This window comes from Pseudooceanicola antarcticus (assembly GCF_900215355.1).
In the GTDB taxonomy this organism is placed as follows: Bacteria; Pseudomonadota; Alphaproteobacteria; order Rhodobacterales; family Rhodobacteraceae; genus Pseudooceanicola; species Pseudooceanicola antarcticus.
In genome coordinates this window covers 125,583-141,966 of the sequence record NZ_OBEA01000004.1, presented here as the reverse complement: position 1 = coordinate 141,966, position 16,384 = coordinate 125,583, and the positions used below count along the sequence as shown (strand labels likewise).

The window sequence follows — 16,384 nt, the reverse complement described above, 5'->3', positions numbered from 1 at the left end:
CCGGGCCCCTGCCCGGCGTTTTGCTGTCGAATGACACCGAAAGGAGGCCCCCATGAACTGGCCCGAAATCGCCCGCAACTGGTCGACCCTGGTTCCCGCCGTGATGCAACAATGGCCCGAGGCCGCAGAATCCGACCTGCTGGCCCTGGATGGCTCGCGCGATGCGCTTGCGGGGTATCTCAGCCAGGTCACGGGACGCGACTATGCCGATATCCAGGACGAGATCTCGGAATGGCGCGAAGGCGCGATGCCCGCCGATCTGCGCATGGATGAAAGCGAGGACATGCAGGCCATCTCGGCCTCCGGCAAATATGTGCCGGTCGGAGAGGACCCTTCCGACGACGATGCCGCCTTCGGAGATGACGACCAGCCCGCGACGCCCATCGGGCGCAAAGGCTGAGGCTCAGGTCAGCGAGGTCACCCAGAGGATCGTCGCATCCTCCGGGCTGAGCGAGATCACGTTGTGACCCATGGAGGCGTCGTAATAGGCGCTGTCGCCACGGCGCATCTCCAGCGGCTCGTAGAACTCGGTATAGAGCCGGATCACCCCGGTCAGCACGTAGAGGAATTCCTCTCCGTCGTGGCGCACCCAGCCGTCGAATTCCTCCATCGAGCGGGCGCGGATGCGGGCGTGATAGGGCAGCATCTGCTTGCGGGTCAGCTGCGCCGCCAGCAGCTTGTGCTCGTAGGTGGCCGTTGCGTGGTCCTGGCCCTCGCCCTCGCGGGTGGCGGCCATGCGGCCCATGACCTGCTGTGCCCTGGGCGGGGTGAAGAGCTGCGGCACCGGGATGCCGAGGCCCGTGGCCAGCTTCTTCAGCGCATCATAGGTGGGCGACATCTGCCCGTTCTCGATCTTCGACAGGGTCGAGCGCGCCATGCCCGCCTTCACCGCCGCCTGCTCTAGCGTCCAGTCGCGCTCGCGGCGCAGCTCACGCACGCGATGGCCCAGGTCGAGCGGCTCGGCCAGGGTCTCTTCCCCGCTTTCACGGGCGATCTGGATCAACATGCGGGGGTCTGTTTCGGTCATGGCGTTTTCCATAGCCCGCTTTGGCGGGTCTCTGCAACGCTGCTTGTCAGGCCGCGCCTGCCCGCCTAGCAAGGAGAAATGGAAGAGCTTTCGATCTGCGACCGCGGCCCGGCGCCGCGCTGCCCAGCCCCCTTCAACCTGGCCCGCCACGTGATGGCCGCCGGGCAACAGACCCCGGACAAGGTGGCGTTGGCCATCCTCGGCCTGGGCCGCGCCGAACGCTGGAGCTTCGCCCGGCTGGAGGCGGCGATCCGCGGCACCGCGACCGGGTTGCTGGACGCGGGGCTTCAGCCCGGACAGCGCATCCTGCTGCGCCTCGGCAACGAGGTGGACTTTCCGCTGGCCTTCCTGGGCGCGATCTGCGCCGGCCTCGTGCCCGTGCCCACCTCGGCCCAGCTCACCGCCCGCGAGCTGGCAGAGGTCATCGCCATCGCCGAGCCCGCGGCCCTGGTGCTTGGCCGGGGGCTCGAGACCGATCCCTCGCCCGCCCTGCCGGTCATCGCCCAGGATGCGCTGCGCAAGATGCGCGACCTGCCGCCCGCCGACTGGCAGATGGGAGATCCCGAGCGCCCCGCCTATATCGTCTTCACCTCCGGCACCTCTGGCAGCCCCCGCGCCGTGGTTCATGCTCATCGCGCGCTCTGGGCGCGGCAGATGATGCATGAAGGCTGGTACGGCCTGCGTCCCGACGACCGGTTGCTGCACGCGGGCGCCTTCAACTGGACCTACACCCTGGGCACCGGGCTGCTGGACCCCTGGAGCCTTGGCGCAACCGCGCTGATCCCCGTCGCCGGGCTGGCGACTGAGACCCTGCCGCTGCTGCTGAAGCGCCATGAGGCGACGCTTTTCGCCGCCGCGCCCGGCGTCTACCGCAAGCTCCTGTCACATCACCCGACGCTGGACCTGCCGAAGCTGCGCCACGGGCTCTCGGCCGGAGAGAAGCTCTCGGCCACCCTGCGCGAGGCCTGGCGCGAGGCCAGCGGCAAGCCGATCCACGAGGCCTTCGGCATGTCCGAGATCTCGACCTTCCTGTCGGGCTGCCCCTCGGACCCGGCGCCCGAGGGCACCCTGGGGCGGCCACAGCCCGGCCGTCACGTGGCGATCCTGGGGGACGCGGGCCCGCTGCCCCTGGGCCAGCCCGGCACCATCGCCGTGCATCGCTCCGATCCCGGCCTGATGCTGGGCTACCTTGGCGCGCCCGAGGCCACGGCCGAGCGCTTCCGGGACGAATGGTTCCTGACCGGGGACCTGGGCGCCATGGATGCCAGCGGCGCCGTGACCTACCTCGGGCGGCGCGGCGAGATGCTGAACGCCGGCGGTTACCGGGTCTCTCCACTGGAGATCGAGGCGGCGCTGGCCGATCTGCCGGGTGTCACCGAGATCGCCGTTACCGAGGTAGAGGTCAAACAGGATGCAAGGGTGATCGCTGCCTTCTATACCGGGCAGGCGCAGGATGACCTCACGCTATCGGCACTGGCCGAGGCGCGGCTGGCCCGGTACAAGCAGCCCCGGATCTGGAGGCATGTTGCGGCATTGCCCCGAAATGCAAACGGAAAACTGCAGCGCGCCGCCCTGGCCGCGCTCTGGGAGAACGGACATGACGGTCAAGCTTGATATCATCTCGGACCCTATCTGCCCCTGGTGCTACATCGGCAAGACCCTGCTGGACCGCGCCCTGGCCGAGCGTCCGGGCCATCCCTTCGTCGTCGAATGGCACCCGTTCCAGCTGAACCCCGACATGCCGCGCGAAGGCATGGACCGGCGCGCCTACCTGGAAAGCAAGTTCGGCAAGGGACGCGCGGACGAGGTCTACAATCAGATCGCCGAACGCGCCCGCGCCGAGGGTATCGAGGCCGATTTCCCGCAGATCACCCGCACCCCCAACACCGTGGACGCGCATCGGCTGATCCATTGGGCGGGGCTGGAGCAGGTGCAGAACAAGGTGGTCGACGCGCTCTTTGCCGCCAACTTCCGCGAAGGCCGCGATATCGGTGACCGCGAGGTGCTTTGCGATATCGCCGACAGCTGCGGCATGGATGCCTCGGTCGTGGGGCGCCTGCTGGAAAGCGACGCCGACGAGCAGGCGATCCGCGACCGCGACGCACACAGCCGCAAGATGGGCGTGAACTCGGTGCCCACCTTCATCGTGGCGCAACAGCACGCGGTGCCGGGCGCCCAGCCGGTCGAGCTCTGGCTGCAGGTGATCGACGAGATCATCGCCCAGGTCGCCGCAGCCGAGGACCAGCCGACAGGCTAGACCCCGCACGAGAGCCCTGCGCGTTGTTCATCCCCGCAGGGCTTCAGGCGTCAAAGCGGCCCGCCGCGCTCTGGTGCGCGGGCCGGAAAACTGGTAGCGCCTTGCTGTTTCATCAAGGAGTTATCCCCCATGGCGCAGCGTCTGCATCCGGCTGAATTCGTGGCCCTGATGGCGATGATGATGGCGACCGTCGCCTTCTCCATCGACTCGCTGCTGCCTGCCCTGCCCGAGATCGGGCGCGAACTGGCCGGGGGCGAGGCCAACGACGCCCAGCTGGTGCTTTCCGCCTTCATGGTGGGCATGGGCGTGGGTACGCTCTTCACCGGGCCGCTGTCGGACAGCTTCGGACGCAAGCCGGTGATCCTCTGGGGCGCGGTGGTCTATATCTCGGGCGCACTGATTTCCTGGCAGGCGCCGTCGCTCGAGGTGCTGATCCTGGGCCGCGTGCTGCAGGGCCTCGGCGCCTCGGCGGCGCGCGTTGTGGCCATCGCCATCATCCGCGACCTCTACGCGGGGCGCGAGATGGCCCGGCTGATTTCCTTCGTGATGATCGTCTTCACCGTCTTCCCGGCCATGGCCCCGCTCATCGGCAAGGGCATCATCGAGGCCGGTGGCTGGCGCAGCATCTTCCTGGCCTTCCTGGTCTTCTCGCTGATCGCCTCGACCTGGCTGGCCACCCGCCTGGACGAGCCCCTGCCCCGCGAACGCCGCCAGAAATTCCGCGTGGTCTCGCTGTGGCATGCCCTGCGCGAGATGTTCTCGATCCCGATGGTGCGCCTGTCGCTGATCGTGCAGACCTCGATCTTCTCGGTGCTCTTTACCTCGATCTCGTTGATCGAGCCGACCTTCGGACGCATCTTCGGCCTGTCAGAGGCCTTCCCCTATTGGTTCTTCGGCATCGGCATGCTCTGCGCCACCTCCTCGATGGTCAACGCCTCGCTGGTGCGCAAATACGGCATGCGGGCGATCATCACCGTGACCCAGGCCATCTTCCTGGTGCTGACGGTGGCGCTCTTCCTGGGCTACTTCGCCATGCCGCATGAGCCGGGCTACGGCATCTATTTCTACACCTACTTCGCCTGGCAGGCCGCCGCCATGTACCAGATGGGTCTGACCATCGGGAACCTGAACGCCCTGGCGATGGAGCCGATCGGCCATATCGCCGGGCTTGCCGCCTCGGTGCTGGGCGCGGTCTCGACCGTGGTGGCCGCGGTGATCTCGACCGTGGTGGCCCAGGTCTTCGACGGCACCATCATGCCGCAACTGCTGACCTCGCTGGTGCTGACCGGGCTCGCCTTCCCCATCCTGATGCGCATGCGCAAGCTGGAGCGGCACAGCGACAGCTGAGACTGGGCGGAACATCGCCGGACCCGGAATTTTCGGTATACGTCCGCATACAAGACTTTCCGCTAACAAAGCTTTAGGCTATGCAGGCGCAGAAAGCCGTACGCGGCTTGATTCCAGCCCGTTCCGCACATCGCAGGGAGCCAGCCTCATGACGAAGATCAAGGTGGACAATCCCGTCGTCGAACTCGACGGCGACGAGATGACCCGCATCATCTGGGATTTCATCAAGAAGAAGTTGATTGAACCCTACCTCGACATCGACCTGCTCTATTACGATCTGGGCATCGAAGAACGCGACCGCACCGAGGACCAGATCACCATCGACGCGGCCGAGAAGATCAAGGAAGTGGGCGTTGGCGTGAAATGCGCCACGATCACCCCGGACGAGGCGCGGGTCGAGGAATTCGGCCTGAAGAAGATGTGGCGCTCGCCCAATGGGACGATCCGCAACATCCTGGGCGGCGTGGTCTTCCGCCAGCCGATCATCTGCCGCAACGTGCCGCGCCTGGTGCCGGGCTGGACCAACCCCATCGTGGTTGGCCGCCATGCCTTCGGCGACCAGTACAAGGCCACCGACTTCACCTTCCCCGGTGCCGGCACGCTGTCGATGAAATTCGTAGGCGAAGACGGCACGGTGATCGAGAGGGAGGTCTACCAGGCGCCCTCAGCCGGGGTCTTCCAGTCGATGTACAACCTCGACCAGTCGATCCTCGACTTCGCCCGCGCCTCGCTGAACTACGGCCTCAACCTGGGCTGGCCGGTCTACCTCTCGACCAAGAACACCATCCTCAAGGCCTATGACGGGCGCTTCAAGGACCTGTTCCAGCAAGTCTACGAGAAAGAGTTCGAGGAAAAGTTCAAGGCTGCCGGGATCTGGTACGAACACCGCCTGATCGACGACATGGTGGCCTGTGCGCTGAAGTGGAACGGCAAGTTCGTCTGGGCCTGCAAGAACTACGATGGCGACGTGCAGTCGGACACCGTTGCCCAGGGCTTCGGCTCGCTCGGGCTGATGACCTCGCAGCTGATGACGCCGGACGGCAAGATCGTCGAGGCCGAGGCGGCGCATGGCACGGTTACCCGCCACTATCGCCAGCACCAGCAGGGCAAGTCGACCTCCACCAACTCCATCGCCTCGATCTACGCCTGGACCGGCGGTCTGAAGCACCGTGCCAAGCTGGATGGCAACACCGCGCTGATGGCCTTTGCCTCGACGCTGGAGAAAGTGGTCATCGAAACGGTCGAGAGCGGTCATATGACCAAGGACCTGGCGCTGCTGGTCGGCCCCGACCAGGGCTGGCTGACCACCATGGGCTTCCTCGAGAAGGTCGACCAGAACCTGAACAAGGCCTTGGCAGGCTGATCTGCCCAGAGCCGAAGACCGGAAAGGCCCGCGCTCTGCGGGCCTTTTTCTTTTGCCCCCTGCGCTGTGCCTCTGGCGGGAATTGGGCGCTCATGCGCGGGCACCGCGCAGAAGGCGGCACGGCCCGGCAGAGGAAAACTCGGCCGGTCGCGCAGTAAAGAACCGAGCATGATCCTCGGTCCGGAGGATCTCGCATCACCTGTTAACACCGCACTTGCGGACCAGGGCAGTCTCCCCCACCCAGGGCCGCCGCCCTGAGGCCGGAGGGGACTCCCCCACAGCAACCTCTACCCATCAAGAAAGCTGCGTTACGGCCTTTCCTGCCACAGCCCCGGTTCCACGACGCGCGGACATGGAAAAGGATCTATCCGTGCCTCGCCCCCGGAAACCTTGGCCTCGCTCCCTTGGCGCAGATCAACTCGCCGCGCGATAGGCTGGCCGCGCCGGGCTCCTGCCTTGCTCGGAACTGAAGAACGACACCGCGGCCTGCACATCGGCGATGCCGCCTGCCAGGGTCTGGGTCGCGGCATTGGTCTCTTCCGCCATGGCGGCATTTTCCTGGGTGGCGTGGTCGAGCTGGTTCACCGCCGTGTTCATCTCCGAGATCCCGCGCGCCTGCTCGCTGGCGGAACCGGCGATCTGTGCGACGATATCGTTGATCTCTCCGAACATGGAATCGATGGTGCGGATCGAGGTCCCGGCCTGGCCGACAAGATCCACCCCGCGCCCGACCTGGCGGGTCGAGGCCGAGATCAGCTCGGCGATCTCGCGCGCCGCCTCGGAGGAGCGCTGCGCCAGCGCCCGCACTTCTTGCGCCACCACCGCGAAGCCGCGCCCGGCGTCGCCGGCCCGCGCGGCCTCGACGCCCGCGTTGAGCGCCAGCAGGTTGGTCTGGAAGGCGATGTCGTCGATCACATTGGTGATCGAGGTGATCTTGTTCGAGCTCTCCTGGATCTCGGTCATCGCGCCGACGGCATTGTCGACCACGCGCCCCGATTCCTCTGTGCTCTTCTTGGCCAGGTCGGCCTTGGTCTTGGCCTCGTTCGCCGCCTCCGCCGCATGCTGGACCGAGACCGAAAGCTCCGTCAGGGCCGCCGCAGTTTCCTGCAGCGTCGCCGCCTGCTGTTCGGTGCGGCGCGAGAGCTCGGTGGTGGCGCCGGTGATCGCGCCGGTCTCGCTGTGCACGTCGTTGGAGCGCACCAGCACCTGGCCGATCACCTCTTCGATCTTGCTGACCGCGCTGTTGAAGCGCTGGCGCACCGTGTCCAGCTGGCCCAGGTTCTGCTCCAGCCGGACGGTGAGATCGCCGTCGGCCAGCCGGTCGAGCCCGGCCTGCATCGTGTCCACGGTCTGCTGCAGGGCCGTGGTGTCGATGGCATATTTCACCACCTTCACCACCTCGCCCGAGGCATTGTAGATCGGATTGTAGCTGGCGCGGATATGGACGACCCGCCCCCCCTTGCCGAGGCGCTGGAAATTGCCCGAGACATCCCGCCCGGCGCGCAGGTCGGCCCAGAAGGTCTCGTACTCCGGGGACTTGGCATAGGCGCGGTCGACGAACATCGAGTGATGCTTGCCGACGATCTCGTCCCGCTCATAGCCCATGGCCGCACAGAAGGTGTCGTTGACAGCGGTGACCTTGCCGCGGGTGTCGAACTCGATCACCGCCTGCACGCGGTTGATCGCCGCGATCTGGCTGGCGGCATCGGCGGCCAGGTTCTTGGCATCGGTCGTGTCGAAGGCGTAGCAGACCACCTTGAAGGGCCGCCCCTCGGGGTCGATCAGCGTCTCGTAGGTGGCTTCCAGCCAGCGATAGGCGCCGTTGCGATCCCGCCGGCGCACCTGCCCGCTTTCCGAAGAGCCCTGGCGCAGTCGGGACCAGAAGTCGGCATAGGCGGGGGCCGCGGCTTCCTCGGGGTCCATGAAGGTGCGGTGGTGCTTGCCCTTCACGTCTTCCAGCTTGTAGCCCATGGGCTTCAGGAAAAGCTCGTTGGCGTCGATCAGCCGCCCGTCGAGTTCATATTCCGCCACCGCCATGGAGCGTTTCACCGCATCCACCTGGCTGCGATTGTCGCGCCTGCGGAAGTGGTTGCGAGAGATCTCGCGCGCGACGCTCAGGACATGGGTATAGCCACCCTCGGGCCCTTTGACCGGCGTATAGGTGACGTCGAACCAGATCTCCTCTCCGGCGCGGTTCAGCCGCGGGACGATCCGGTTGACCGACTTGCCTTCGCCCATGTCGCGCCAGAGCGTGCGCAGCTCGGGCAGGTCGTGATCCTTTTCGCGCACGAAGACCTTGTAGGACTTTCCCACCACCTCGCCATGCGAATAGCCGGTCTCTTCGCAGAACTTGTCATTCGCATCGAGGATCGTGCCCTCCATGTCGTACCAGACCATCAGGTGGGACCGGCAGATCGCGTCGATCTCGGCCGAAGTGTCGCGGGTCTGGGTCTGCGAAGACCTGGATAGGAATGAAAGCATGCCAGCCTCTCGTTTCACAACCTCGGCTGACGCTAGGGCACGGCAGTTTAGGTATCGTGAACGAGGGCTGGCGGCATGAAGGCAATTTGACAGATCCCGCACATGCGGGACCTGTCGCGGCAGGGGCTCCCCCCTTGCAGGACGCGGAGGGCTTCAGGCCGCGTGGCGCTGGTGACGGCCTTCGCGGATCTCTTCGACGATCTTGTCGACGAAGGCCTGCAGGTCGTCGGGGCTGCGCGAGGTGACGATGCCGCGCTCGCAGACCACGGCGCTGTCCTCCCATTTGCCACCGGCGTTTTCCACGTCGGTGCGGATCGAGTGATAGGAGGTCACGGGCAGGTCCTTCACGATACCCGCCTCGACCAGCAGCCAGGGGCCGTGGCAGATGGCGGCGATGATCTTGCCGGCGTCATGGAACGCCTTCACGAGCGAGACCGCCTCGGGCTTCGTGCGCAGGATGTCGGGGTTGATCTGGCCACCGGGCAGAACGATGGCATCGTAGTCTGCTGCAGTGACATCGGACAGCGCGGCGTCGGCGGGCACCTCGGTGCCCCAGTCGCTGCCCTGCCAGCCACGGATCGGCTTGCCGTCCAAGCTGACGACATGGACCGTGGCGCCACGGTCCTTCAACGCATCACGCGGCACTTCCAGTTCGGATTGCTCGAAGCCGTTGGTGGCCAGGACAAGGACGCGGGACTGATCGATTGCGGGCATGGGATGTTCCTTTTCATGCATGTCTCGTGGGGCAGAGAGGCCGCCCCCTTCATGCGATCAACGGTACCGACTGCCGTCCTGTTCCATCGCGCCGGGGCCCCTCCCCGACCGCAGGCGGGAATTTGCCCGATGTCCGGGCACGTTGCGTCGCAGGCAGCGCCTGAAGCGCTTTCTCTATGGGATTCGCCGTCGCGGCGGGATACAAGGGAAGCATTGCTGACCCATTATTGACGGAGACTGCGATGCCGGCCCCGATGCCGATCCCCACCGAATACCGCTACAGCCACACGCCCATCGAAGATGCCCAGGGGTTCGCCATCGCCCTGCTGACCTCGGCGACGGGGATCATCTTCCTGTCCTCGCTTGGCTTCATCACCGGCCAGACCGCCGGCCTGGCGTTGATCATCGCCTATGCCTCGGGCTGGAGCTTCGGCACGGTCTTCTTCCTGATCAACCTGCCGTTCTACGCCTTCGCCTGGAAGCGCCTGGGGGCCGAGTTCACCCTGAAGAGCTTTTTCTGCGTCACGGCGCTGTCGCTGCTGGTGGACTACCTGCCCATCGGGCTGCAGTTCGAGACGCTGAACCCGATCCTCGGTACCACGATCTTCGGGGTGCTCACGGGCTACGGCCTGCTCGGGGTCTTCCGGCACAAGGGCTCGCTCGGCGGGCTGGGGGTGATCGCGCTGATGATCCAGGACCGCACCGGCTTCCGCGCCGGTTACGTGCAGCTGATCGTCGATGCGGTGCTCTTCACCGTGGCCTTCTTCCTCTTCGACACCCGCACCGTCGCCTATTCGCTCTATGGGGCGCTGATCCTCAACGGAGTCATCGCCTTCAACCACCGCCGCGATGTCTACATAGCCGACTAGCGGCACTGGACAGCGAATTTGGCCACAGCTAGAGGGGGTCACAAGCCACCCCGGAGACACCGATGAGCAAGACCCAGACCAAGGATTCCCAAGCCCAGGGCCATTCGCCGCTGGCAGATGCCCAGGGGCTGCTCTTCGGCACCTCGATGTGCGGGCTTGGCATCGTGATCCTGACCCACCTCGGCCTGGTGACGGGCCAGACGGCGGGGCTGGCGGTGCTGCTTTCCTATGTCACGGGCTGGAGCTTCGGGCTGGTCTTCTTCCTGGTGAACCTGCCCTTCTACTGGCTGGGCTATGCCCGCATGGGGCTGCGCTTCACCATCAAGACCTTCATCGCCGTGGCGATGCTTTCGGTGCTGTCGAAGTTCCTCGGCACCCAGGTGGTGTTCAGCGAGCTCACCCCCTGGGTCGGCGCCATCCTCTTCGGCTTCATCACCGGCGCGGGCCTGCTGGCGCTCTTCCGCCATGGCGCCTCTCTGGGGGGCATCGGCATCCTGGGGCTCTACCTGCAGGAAAAGACCGGCTTCCGCGCCGGCTGGACGCAGCTCAGCTTCGATGCCGGCCTCTTCGCCGTAGCCTTCTTCGTGCTGCCGGGCACGGCCTTCATCTGGTCCCTGCTGGGGGCCGTGGTGGTGAACTTCGTCATCGCCATCAACCACCGCAAGGACTGGTACGTCGCCACCTGAGGGAACCTCAATGCCCGCCTATCTGACCCTGATCATCGCCGTGGTGCTCGAGACCATCGGCACCTCGGCCCTGACCGCCAGCCAGCAGTTCACCCGGCTCGCGCCCTCGGCGCTGACGCTGGTGGCCTATGCGCTCAGCTTCTACTTCCTGTCGCTGACCCTGCGCCACATGCCCGTGGGGGTGGTCTATGCGCTCTGGTCGGGTCTGGGCATCATCTGCATCGCGGCGATCGGATACCTGGTCTTCGGCCAGAAGCTGGACCTTCCCGCGGTGCTGGGCATGCTGATGATCGGCGGCGGCATCGCGGTGATCCAGGTCTTCTCCAACACCACCCCGCACTGAGGCGCGCGTCCGGCTCGACCGGCGGCTTTCGCCAGCCGCCCATGACAAAGGGGCGCAATGCGCCACTTTCAGCTTCTCCGAGGCATGCCCGCCCAAGGCGTCCTCCAGCCGCGCGACCTAAGCCTTAGATGAACCGGGGGGCGGCGTGGCCGCAGGCCGCGCCGCCCCCCTCTTCGTGCCCCGCAGGGGGTCTCAGCCGAAGGCCTTCAGCCGCTTCAGCAGCGCCGAGGTATCCCAGCGACCGCCACCCATGGCCTGCACGTCCTTGTAGAACTGATCGACAAGCGCGGTGAGCGGCAGGGCCGCCCCGATCTCGTCGCCGGTGGACAGGCAGATGCCCAGGTCCTTGCGCATCCAGTCAACGGCGAAACCGTGCTCGTAGTGATCTTCCAGCATGGTCTGGTAGCGGTTCGACATCTGCCAGGAGCCCGCCGCCCCCTGGGAGATCACCTCGATCACCTTCTCGCCGTCCATGCCGGATTTCTGGGCAAAGTTCACCGCCTCGGCGAGACCCTGCACCACGCCGGCAATGGCGATCTGGTTGCACATCTTGGTGATCTGACCGGCGCCCGAGGGCCCCATCAGGCGGCAGACCTTGGCATAGGCGTCGATGATCGGCGCGACCGTGTCGAAGGTCTCCTGCGCGCCGCCGCACATGACCGAGAGCGCGCCGTTCTCGGCACCGGCCTGGCCGCCCGAGATCGGCGCATCGACGAAGCCCAGCCCCTTGCCTGCGGCAATGGCGGCCAGCTCGCTGGTGACACGGGCCGAAACGGTGGTGTGATCGACCAGGATCGCGCCCGGTTTCATCGCCTCGAAGGCGCCGCCCGCCCCGGCGCAGACCGCGCGCAGGTCGTCGTCGTTGCCGACGCATGTCATCACCACATCGGCACCGGCCACCGCCTCGGCCGGCGTGGGCGCCATGGCGCCACCGTGCTGCGCGACCCAGGCCTCGGCCTTGGCCGTGGTGCGGTTGTAGACGGTCACGTCGTGACCCGCGGCCACCAGGTGTCCGGCCATCGGATAGCCCATGACGCCGAGACCCAGAAAGGCTGCTTTCACCATCGTTCATTCCCCTGTATTGGTGCTCGCGCCGGTCCCTGCCGGACGGGCGCGGTCGTTTCGGCCGCAAGACTGTCCGGCACCGCGCCGGAAGGCAAGAGCCGGAATTTGGGGACCCGTCGGGGCAGGAGAACACATGTCGACGCTATTCCGCTGGCTGCTGCGCATCGCCGGAGGCCTTGTCTTCCTGACCGTGCTGGCTGTCCTCGGGGTCTATTACCTGGCCTCCCGTTCGCTGCCCGACTACGACAAGACCCTGCGCGTCGCCGGGCTCTCCGCGCCGGTCGAGATCGTCCGCGATACCGCCGATGTGCCGCATGTCTTCGCCGAGAGCGACCGCGATGTCTTCTTCGGGCTGGGCTACGCCCATGCCCAGGACCGGCTCTGGCAGATGATCACCCTGCGCCGCACCGTGCAGGGCCGCCTGTCCGAGGTCTTCGGCGCCCGCACCCTGCCCGTCGACCGGCTGATGCGGCGTTTCGACCTCTACCGGCTGGCCATCGCCTCGGTGCCGGCGCAGGACGCGCGCACCTCTGCCGCCCTCACTGCCTATGCCGCAGGCGTCAACGCCCGCCTGGCCGAGATCAACCGCGACGCCCTGGGCCGTGGCGCGCCCGAGATGTTCCTCTTCGACGCCCCCGTCGCGCCCTGGCAGCCCGCCGATTCCATCGCCATCGGCAAGCTCATGGCCGTGCAGCTGTCCGGCGCGCTCGAGGACGAGGTGCAACGCGCCCGCGTCTCGCTCTCGCTGCCCGAGCCCTCGATGCTGCAGGATATCCTGCCCGATGCCCCCGGCGCCGCCATCGCCGCACCTGGCTATGCGCAGGTCATGCCCGGCGTGATCCCCGGCGCCGCCTCCACCCGCCTGGCTTCGGCCGCGGGTCTCGATGACTTCGGCCTGCCCCGCAGCTCTCTCTCGCCCTTCCCGCGACCGGGACAGGAGGGCGCCTCGAATGCCTTCGCCGCAGCACCCTCGCGCTCGGCCTCGGGCGGCACGCTGCTGGCCAATGACCCGCACCTGGGCTTCTCGGCCCCGGCGATCTGGTACCTGGCGCGGCTCGAGCTGCAACAGGGCGGCGTCATCGGCGCCACCATCCCCGGCATCCCCTCGATCCTTTCGGGCCGGTCGCATTTCCTGGGCTGGGGCCTGACCTCCTCCTACCTCGATGACCTCGATGTCTTCATGGAAGAGGTGAACCCCGAGAACCCTGAGCAATACCGCACGCCCGAGGGCTGGGCCCCCTTCGAGAGCCGCAAGTCGATCATCAACGTCAAGGACGGCGCACCCGTCACCCTGACCCTGCGCTGGACCGAGAACGGCCCGGTGCTGCCCGGCAGCCACTTCCGCCTCGCCTCGGTGACGCCCCAGGGCCATGTGGCCTCGGTCTCGTGGACGGCGCTTTCGGAGGCGGATACCACGCTGAGCGCCGGTGTGGGCCTGATGTATGCGCGCAATATCGACGAGGCCATCGCCGCGACCGAGGCCCATGTGGCGCCGTCGCAGAACCTGACCCTGGCGGATGCCTCGGGCATCGCCATGAAGACCATCGGCGCCATGCCGGCCCGCGATCCGGCCAGCGATACCCAGGGCCGCCTGCCCGCCCTCGGCTGGCAACCGCAGAACCGCTGGCAGGGGATGCTGCCCTATAGCCGCAACCCCGAGTTCGTGAACCCCAGGGGCGGGCTTCTGGGCAATACCAACAACAAGTTCATCGACCGCCCCTTCCCCGAGCATGTCACCTTCGACTGGGGCGACACCCAGCGAATCCATCGCTGGCAGCGCCTGATGCAGACCCGCCAGGTGCATACCCGCGACAGTTTCATCGAGGCGCAGCTGGACACCGTGTCCTTCACCGCGCGCTCGCTGCTGCCGCTGATCGGCCGCGACCTCTGGTTCACCGGCGACCCGGCCCCCGAAGGCACGCCCGAGCGGCTGCGCCAGGATGCGCTGACCCTGCTGGCCGAGTGGAATGGCGAGATGAACGAACACCTGCCCGAGCCGCTGCTCTACGCCGCCTGGCTGCGCGCGCTGCAGGAAAAGCTGATCCGCGACGAGCTGGGCCCGGTGGCCGATGACTTCATCCACGTCGACCCGGTCTTCATCGAGCGCGTCTTCCGCGACATCGACGGGGCCAGACGCTGGTGCGACATCCTGCAATCGACCCCGCGCGAGAGCTGCTCGGACATCGCCCGCCAGTCGCTGGACACGGCGCTGCTGTGGATCTCCGAGCGCTATGGCGATAACCTGGAGAGCCTCCGCTGGGGCGATCTGCACCAGGCCGCCCATGACCACCCGGTGCTGGGAGATGTGCCGGTGCTGCGCTACTTCGTCAACATCCGCCAGAGCACCTCGGGCGGGGACAACACGCTGATGCGCGGCCGGACCGTCGGCACCGGAGAGAACCCCTTCCTCAACGTCCATGGCGCGGGCTTCCGCGGGGTCTACGACTTCGCCGATCCCGACAGCTCTGTCTTCATCACCTCGACCGGCCAGTCGGGCCACCCGCTGAGCCGCCACTACGACGACCTGGGCGAGCTGTGGCGGCGCGGCGAATACATCCCCATGTCCCTGGACGAGGCCTTGGCCCGCGCCGCCTCTGTCGGCGTGACCCGGCTGGAGCCGCGCTGAGCATTCGGTCTGCGCAGCCCCCAGAAACCCGTGCCGGACAGGAGTATTCATGGCCGTCGCATGGATGAAAGGGCCACCGCGCCTGGCAAAGCGCGTGCGGGATCGGCAGCCATGGGGCAGGATATCGCTGCGGGTTTGAATTGAATTGACCGCCTGCGCGGGCTCTGCCACAGAGGTCTCTCAGACAGTTTCAGGATAGGGCGCCCGCCTCGGCGGTCGGAACTCATGAAAGTCATCATCTGCGGCGCGGGCCAGGTCGGCTGGCAAATCGCCCGCCATCTTTCCGGTGAAAACAACGACGTGACGGTGGTGGACAGCAACCCCGACCTGGTGCGGCGAGCCACGGATACGCTCGACGTGCAGGGGATCGCGGGCTTTGCCTCCTACCCCGACATCCTCGAGCAGGCCGGGGCGCGCGATGCCGACATGATCATCGCCGCGACCTTTTCGGACGAGGTGAACATGGTCACCTGCCAGGTGGCGCATTCGGTCTTCTCGGTGCCGCGCAAGATCGCCCGCCTGCGCGCGCGCAGCTATCTCGACGCGATCTATTCCGACCTCTACCGCCGCGACCACATGCCCATCGACGTGGTGATCAGCCCCGAGCTGGAGGTGGCCGAGGCCGCTCTGCAGCGCCTCTCGGCCCCCGCTGCCTTCGACGTGGAGCAATTCCTCGGCGGGCGCGCACAGCTGCTGGGTATCCAGATCGACCCCGATTGCCCGGTGGTGAACACGCCGCTGCGCCAGCTGACCGATCTCTTCTCGACCCTGCGCGCCGTGGTCGTCGGCATCCGCCGCGAAGGCCGCCTCTTCGCGCCCGAGCCGGGCGACCAGATCTTCCCCGAGGACGAATGCTATATCTGCGTCCATGCCGAGGACGTGAGCCGCTGTCTCGAGGTCTTCGGCAAGTCGAACAAGCAACAGGACCGGGTGGTCATCGTCGGCGGCGGCAACGTCGGGCTGACCGTGGCCAAGCGGCTCGAGACCTCGGGCCGGCGCATCCGGGCCAAGGTGGTCGAGAAGAACCGCAAGATCGCCGAGAAGGCCGCCGATGCGCTGGAGCGGACCATCGTGCTGAACGGCGACGGGCTGGACAGCGCGCTGCTGGCCGAGGCCGGGATCAGCCGCGCCGATGCGGTGCTCTGCGTCACCGATGACGACAAGACCAACATGCTGACCGCTGTGCGGGCCAAGAACCTGGGCTGCCCCATGGCCATCGCGCTGATCAACGACCCGACGCTGACACCGCTCATGGGCCCCCTGGGCATCGACGCCTATATCAATCCGCGCGCCACCACCGTCAGCTCGATCCTGCGCCATATCCGCCACGGTCGGGTGCGCGGGGTCTATTCCATCGGCGATGCCGAGGCCGAGGTGATCGAGGCCGATGTGCTCTCGACCTCGCCCATGTCCGGCCGCCCGATCCGCGAGATCGCCTTCCCGGAAGGCGTGCTGGTCGGTGCGGTGATGCGCGCCGAGAAGGTCATGCGGCCCAATGCCGACCTGGTGATCGAAGAGGGCGACACCATCGTCATCTTCGCGCTCACCGCCGATGTGCCGGAAGTGGAGCGCCTTCTGCAGGTCTCCATCGACTACTTCTAGGGCC

At 66.7% G+C, this 16,384-nt stretch carries 14 protein-coding genes; 10 read left to right on the top strand and 4 right to left on the bottom strand.

Translation table 11 applies throughout. The annotated features are described in order from the left end of the window. The first annotated feature begins 52 nt into the window (after positions 1-52). Positions 53-400 carry a CsbD family protein gene (locus CRO50_RS11390; RefSeq protein WP_097146044.1) on the top strand — a complete coding sequence of 116 codons (348 nt, stop codon included), beginning with the start codon at positions 53-55 and terminating at the stop codon, positions 398-400. A gap of 3 nt (positions 401-403) precedes the next feature. On the opposite strand, the gene CRO50_RS11385 is transcribed toward CRO50_RS11390, so the two are convergent. Next, the gene (locus CRO50_RS11385) at positions 404-1,027 is read right to left on the bottom strand and encodes a helix-turn-helix domain-containing protein (RefSeq protein WP_097146311.1); all 624 of its coding nucleotides are present in this window, start codon (positions 1,025-1,027) and stop codon (positions 404-406) included. Positions 1,028-1,105: 78 nt separating this feature from the next. Between CRO50_RS11385 and CRO50_RS11380 the strand changes: the two genes are divergently transcribed. The 4 genes from CRO50_RS11380 to CRO50_RS11365 all read left to right on the top strand — a co-directional run bounded on the left by CRO50_RS11380 (position 1,106) and on the right by CRO50_RS11365 (position 5,994). Further along, entirely contained in the window at positions 1,106-2,641 is a 1,536-nt protein-coding gene (locus tag CRO50_RS11380) for a class I adenylate-forming enzyme family protein (RefSeq protein WP_097146043.1), read from the top strand. Further along, positions 2,625-3,284, top strand: a complete 660-nt coding sequence (locus CRO50_RS11375; protein WP_097146042.1) for a DsbA family oxidoreductase — start codon at positions 2,625-2,627, stop codon at positions 3,282-3,284. Before CRO50_RS11380 ends, CRO50_RS11375 begins: the two co-directional genes overlap by 17 nt. Before the next feature lie 129 nt (positions 3,285-3,413). After that, entirely contained in the window at positions 3,414-4,631 is a 1,218-nt protein-coding gene (locus tag CRO50_RS11370; RefSeq protein WP_097146041.1) for a multidrug effflux MFS transporter, read from the top strand. 148 nt (positions 4,632-4,779) lie between these two features. Beyond that, positions 4,780-5,994, top strand: a complete 1,215-nt coding sequence (locus CRO50_RS11365) for an NADP-dependent isocitrate dehydrogenase (RefSeq protein ID WP_097146040.1) — start codon at positions 4,780-4,782, stop codon at positions 5,992-5,994. A gap of 414 nt (positions 5,995-6,408) precedes the next feature. On the opposite strand, the gene CRO50_RS11360 is transcribed toward CRO50_RS11365, so the two are convergent. Both CRO50_RS11360 and CRO50_RS11355 read right to left on the bottom strand, forming a co-directional pair. After that, positions 6,409-8,475, bottom strand: a complete 2,067-nt coding sequence (locus CRO50_RS11360) for a methyl-accepting chemotaxis protein (RefSeq protein WP_097146039.1) — start codon at positions 8,473-8,475, stop codon at positions 6,409-6,411. A 153-nt stretch (positions 8,476-8,628) separates the two neighbouring features. Further along, a complete protein-coding gene (locus CRO50_RS11355; RefSeq protein ID WP_097146038.1) occupies positions 8,629-9,189 on the bottom strand; it encodes a type 1 glutamine amidotransferase domain-containing protein in 561 nt (186 codons plus the stop codon). Positions 9,190-9,431: 242 nt separating this feature from the next. On the opposite strand from CRO50_RS11355, the gene CRO50_RS11350 reads away from it, so the two are divergent. The 3 genes from CRO50_RS11350 to CRO50_RS11340 all read left to right on the top strand — a co-directional run bounded on the left by CRO50_RS11350 (position 9,432) and on the right by CRO50_RS11340 (position 11,087). Further along, entirely contained in the window at positions 9,432-10,058 is a 627-nt protein-coding gene (locus tag CRO50_RS11350; RefSeq protein ID WP_097146037.1) for a YitT family protein, read from the top strand. Between the two features lie 62 nt (positions 10,059-10,120). Then, positions 10,121-10,744, top strand: a complete 624-nt coding sequence (locus CRO50_RS11345; protein WP_097146036.1) for a YitT family protein — start codon at positions 10,121-10,123, stop codon at positions 10,742-10,744. Positions 10,745-10,754: 10 nt separating this feature from the next. Then, positions 10,755-11,087 (top strand): DMT family transporter, encoded by a 333-nt coding sequence (locus tag CRO50_RS11340; protein WP_097146035.1) that lies wholly within the window; start codon positions 10,755-10,757, stop codon positions 11,085-11,087. Positions 11,088-11,279: 192 nt separating this feature from the next. Here the strand turns inward: CRO50_RS11340 and CRO50_RS11335 are convergent, their stop codons facing one another. Next, positions 11,280-12,152: an NAD(P)-dependent oxidoreductase gene (locus CRO50_RS11335; RefSeq protein ID WP_097146034.1), complete on the bottom strand. Its 873-nt coding sequence runs from the start codon at positions 12,150-12,152 to the stop codon at positions 11,280-11,282. Positions 12,153-12,285: 133 nt separating this feature from the next. Here CRO50_RS11335 and CRO50_RS11330 point away from each other — a divergent pair, with 133 nt between their 5' ends. Together CRO50_RS11330 and trkA are read left to right on the top strand one after the other, a co-directional pair. After that, positions 12,286-14,778, top strand: coding sequence for a penicillin acylase family protein (locus tag CRO50_RS11330; RefSeq protein ID WP_097146033.1), 2,493 nt, complete (start codon positions 12,286-12,288; stop codon positions 14,776-14,778). 225 nt (positions 14,779-15,003) lie between these two features. Next, entirely contained in the window at positions 15,004-16,380 is a 1,377-nt protein-coding gene (trkA, locus tag CRO50_RS11325; protein WP_097146032.1) for a Trk system potassium transporter TrkA, read from the top strand. The last annotated feature ends 4 nt before the right edge of the window (positions 16,381-16,384 follow it).

Excerpts from the sequence above, each read along its gene's own strand:
- CRO50_RS11390 (WP_097146044.1), top strand. The coding sequence starts at position 53 with ATGAACTGGCCCGAAATCGCCCGCAACTGGTCGACCCTGGTTCCCGCC.
- CRO50_RS11385 (WP_097146311.1), bottom strand. The coding sequence starts at position 1,027 with ATGACCGAAACAGACCCCCGCATGTTGATCCAGATCGCCCGTGAAAGC.
- CRO50_RS11380 (WP_097146043.1), top strand. The coding sequence starts at position 1,106 with ATGGAAGAGCTTTCGATCTGCGACCGCGGCCCGGCGCCGCGCTGCCCA.
- CRO50_RS11375 (WP_097146042.1), top strand. The coding sequence starts at position 2,625 with ATGACGGTCAAGCTTGATATCATCTCGGACCCTATCTGCCCCTGGTGC.
- CRO50_RS11370 (WP_097146041.1), top strand. The coding sequence starts at position 3,414 with ATGGCGCAGCGTCTGCATCCGGCTGAATTCGTGGCCCTGATGGCGATG.
- CRO50_RS11365 (WP_097146040.1), top strand. The coding sequence starts at position 4,780 with ATGACGAAGATCAAGGTGGACAATCCCGTCGTCGAACTCGACGGCGAC.
- CRO50_RS11360 (WP_097146039.1), bottom strand. The coding sequence starts at position 8,475 with ATGCTTTCATTCCTATCCAGGTCTTCGCAGACCCAGACCCGCGACACT.
- CRO50_RS11355 (WP_097146038.1), bottom strand. The coding sequence starts at position 9,189 with ATGCCCGCAATCGATCAGTCCCGCGTCCTTGTCCTGGCCACCAACGGC.
- CRO50_RS11350 (WP_097146037.1), top strand. The coding sequence starts at position 9,432 with ATGCCGGCCCCGATGCCGATCCCCACCGAATACCGCTACAGCCACACG.
- CRO50_RS11345 (WP_097146036.1), top strand. The coding sequence starts at position 10,121 with ATGAGCAAGACCCAGACCAAGGATTCCCAAGCCCAGGGCCATTCGCCG.
- CRO50_RS11340 (WP_097146035.1), top strand. The coding sequence starts at position 10,755 with ATGCCCGCCTATCTGACCCTGATCATCGCCGTGGTGCTCGAGACCATC.
- CRO50_RS11335 (WP_097146034.1), bottom strand. The coding sequence starts at position 12,152 with ATGGTGAAAGCAGCCTTTCTGGGTCTCGGCGTCATGGGCTATCCGATG.
- CRO50_RS11330 (WP_097146033.1), top strand. The coding sequence starts at position 12,286 with ATGTCGACGCTATTCCGCTGGCTGCTGCGCATCGCCGGAGGCCTTGTC.
- trkA (WP_097146032.1), top strand. The coding sequence starts at position 15,004 with ATGAAAGTCATCATCTGCGGCGCGGGCCAGGTCGGCTGGCAAATCGCC.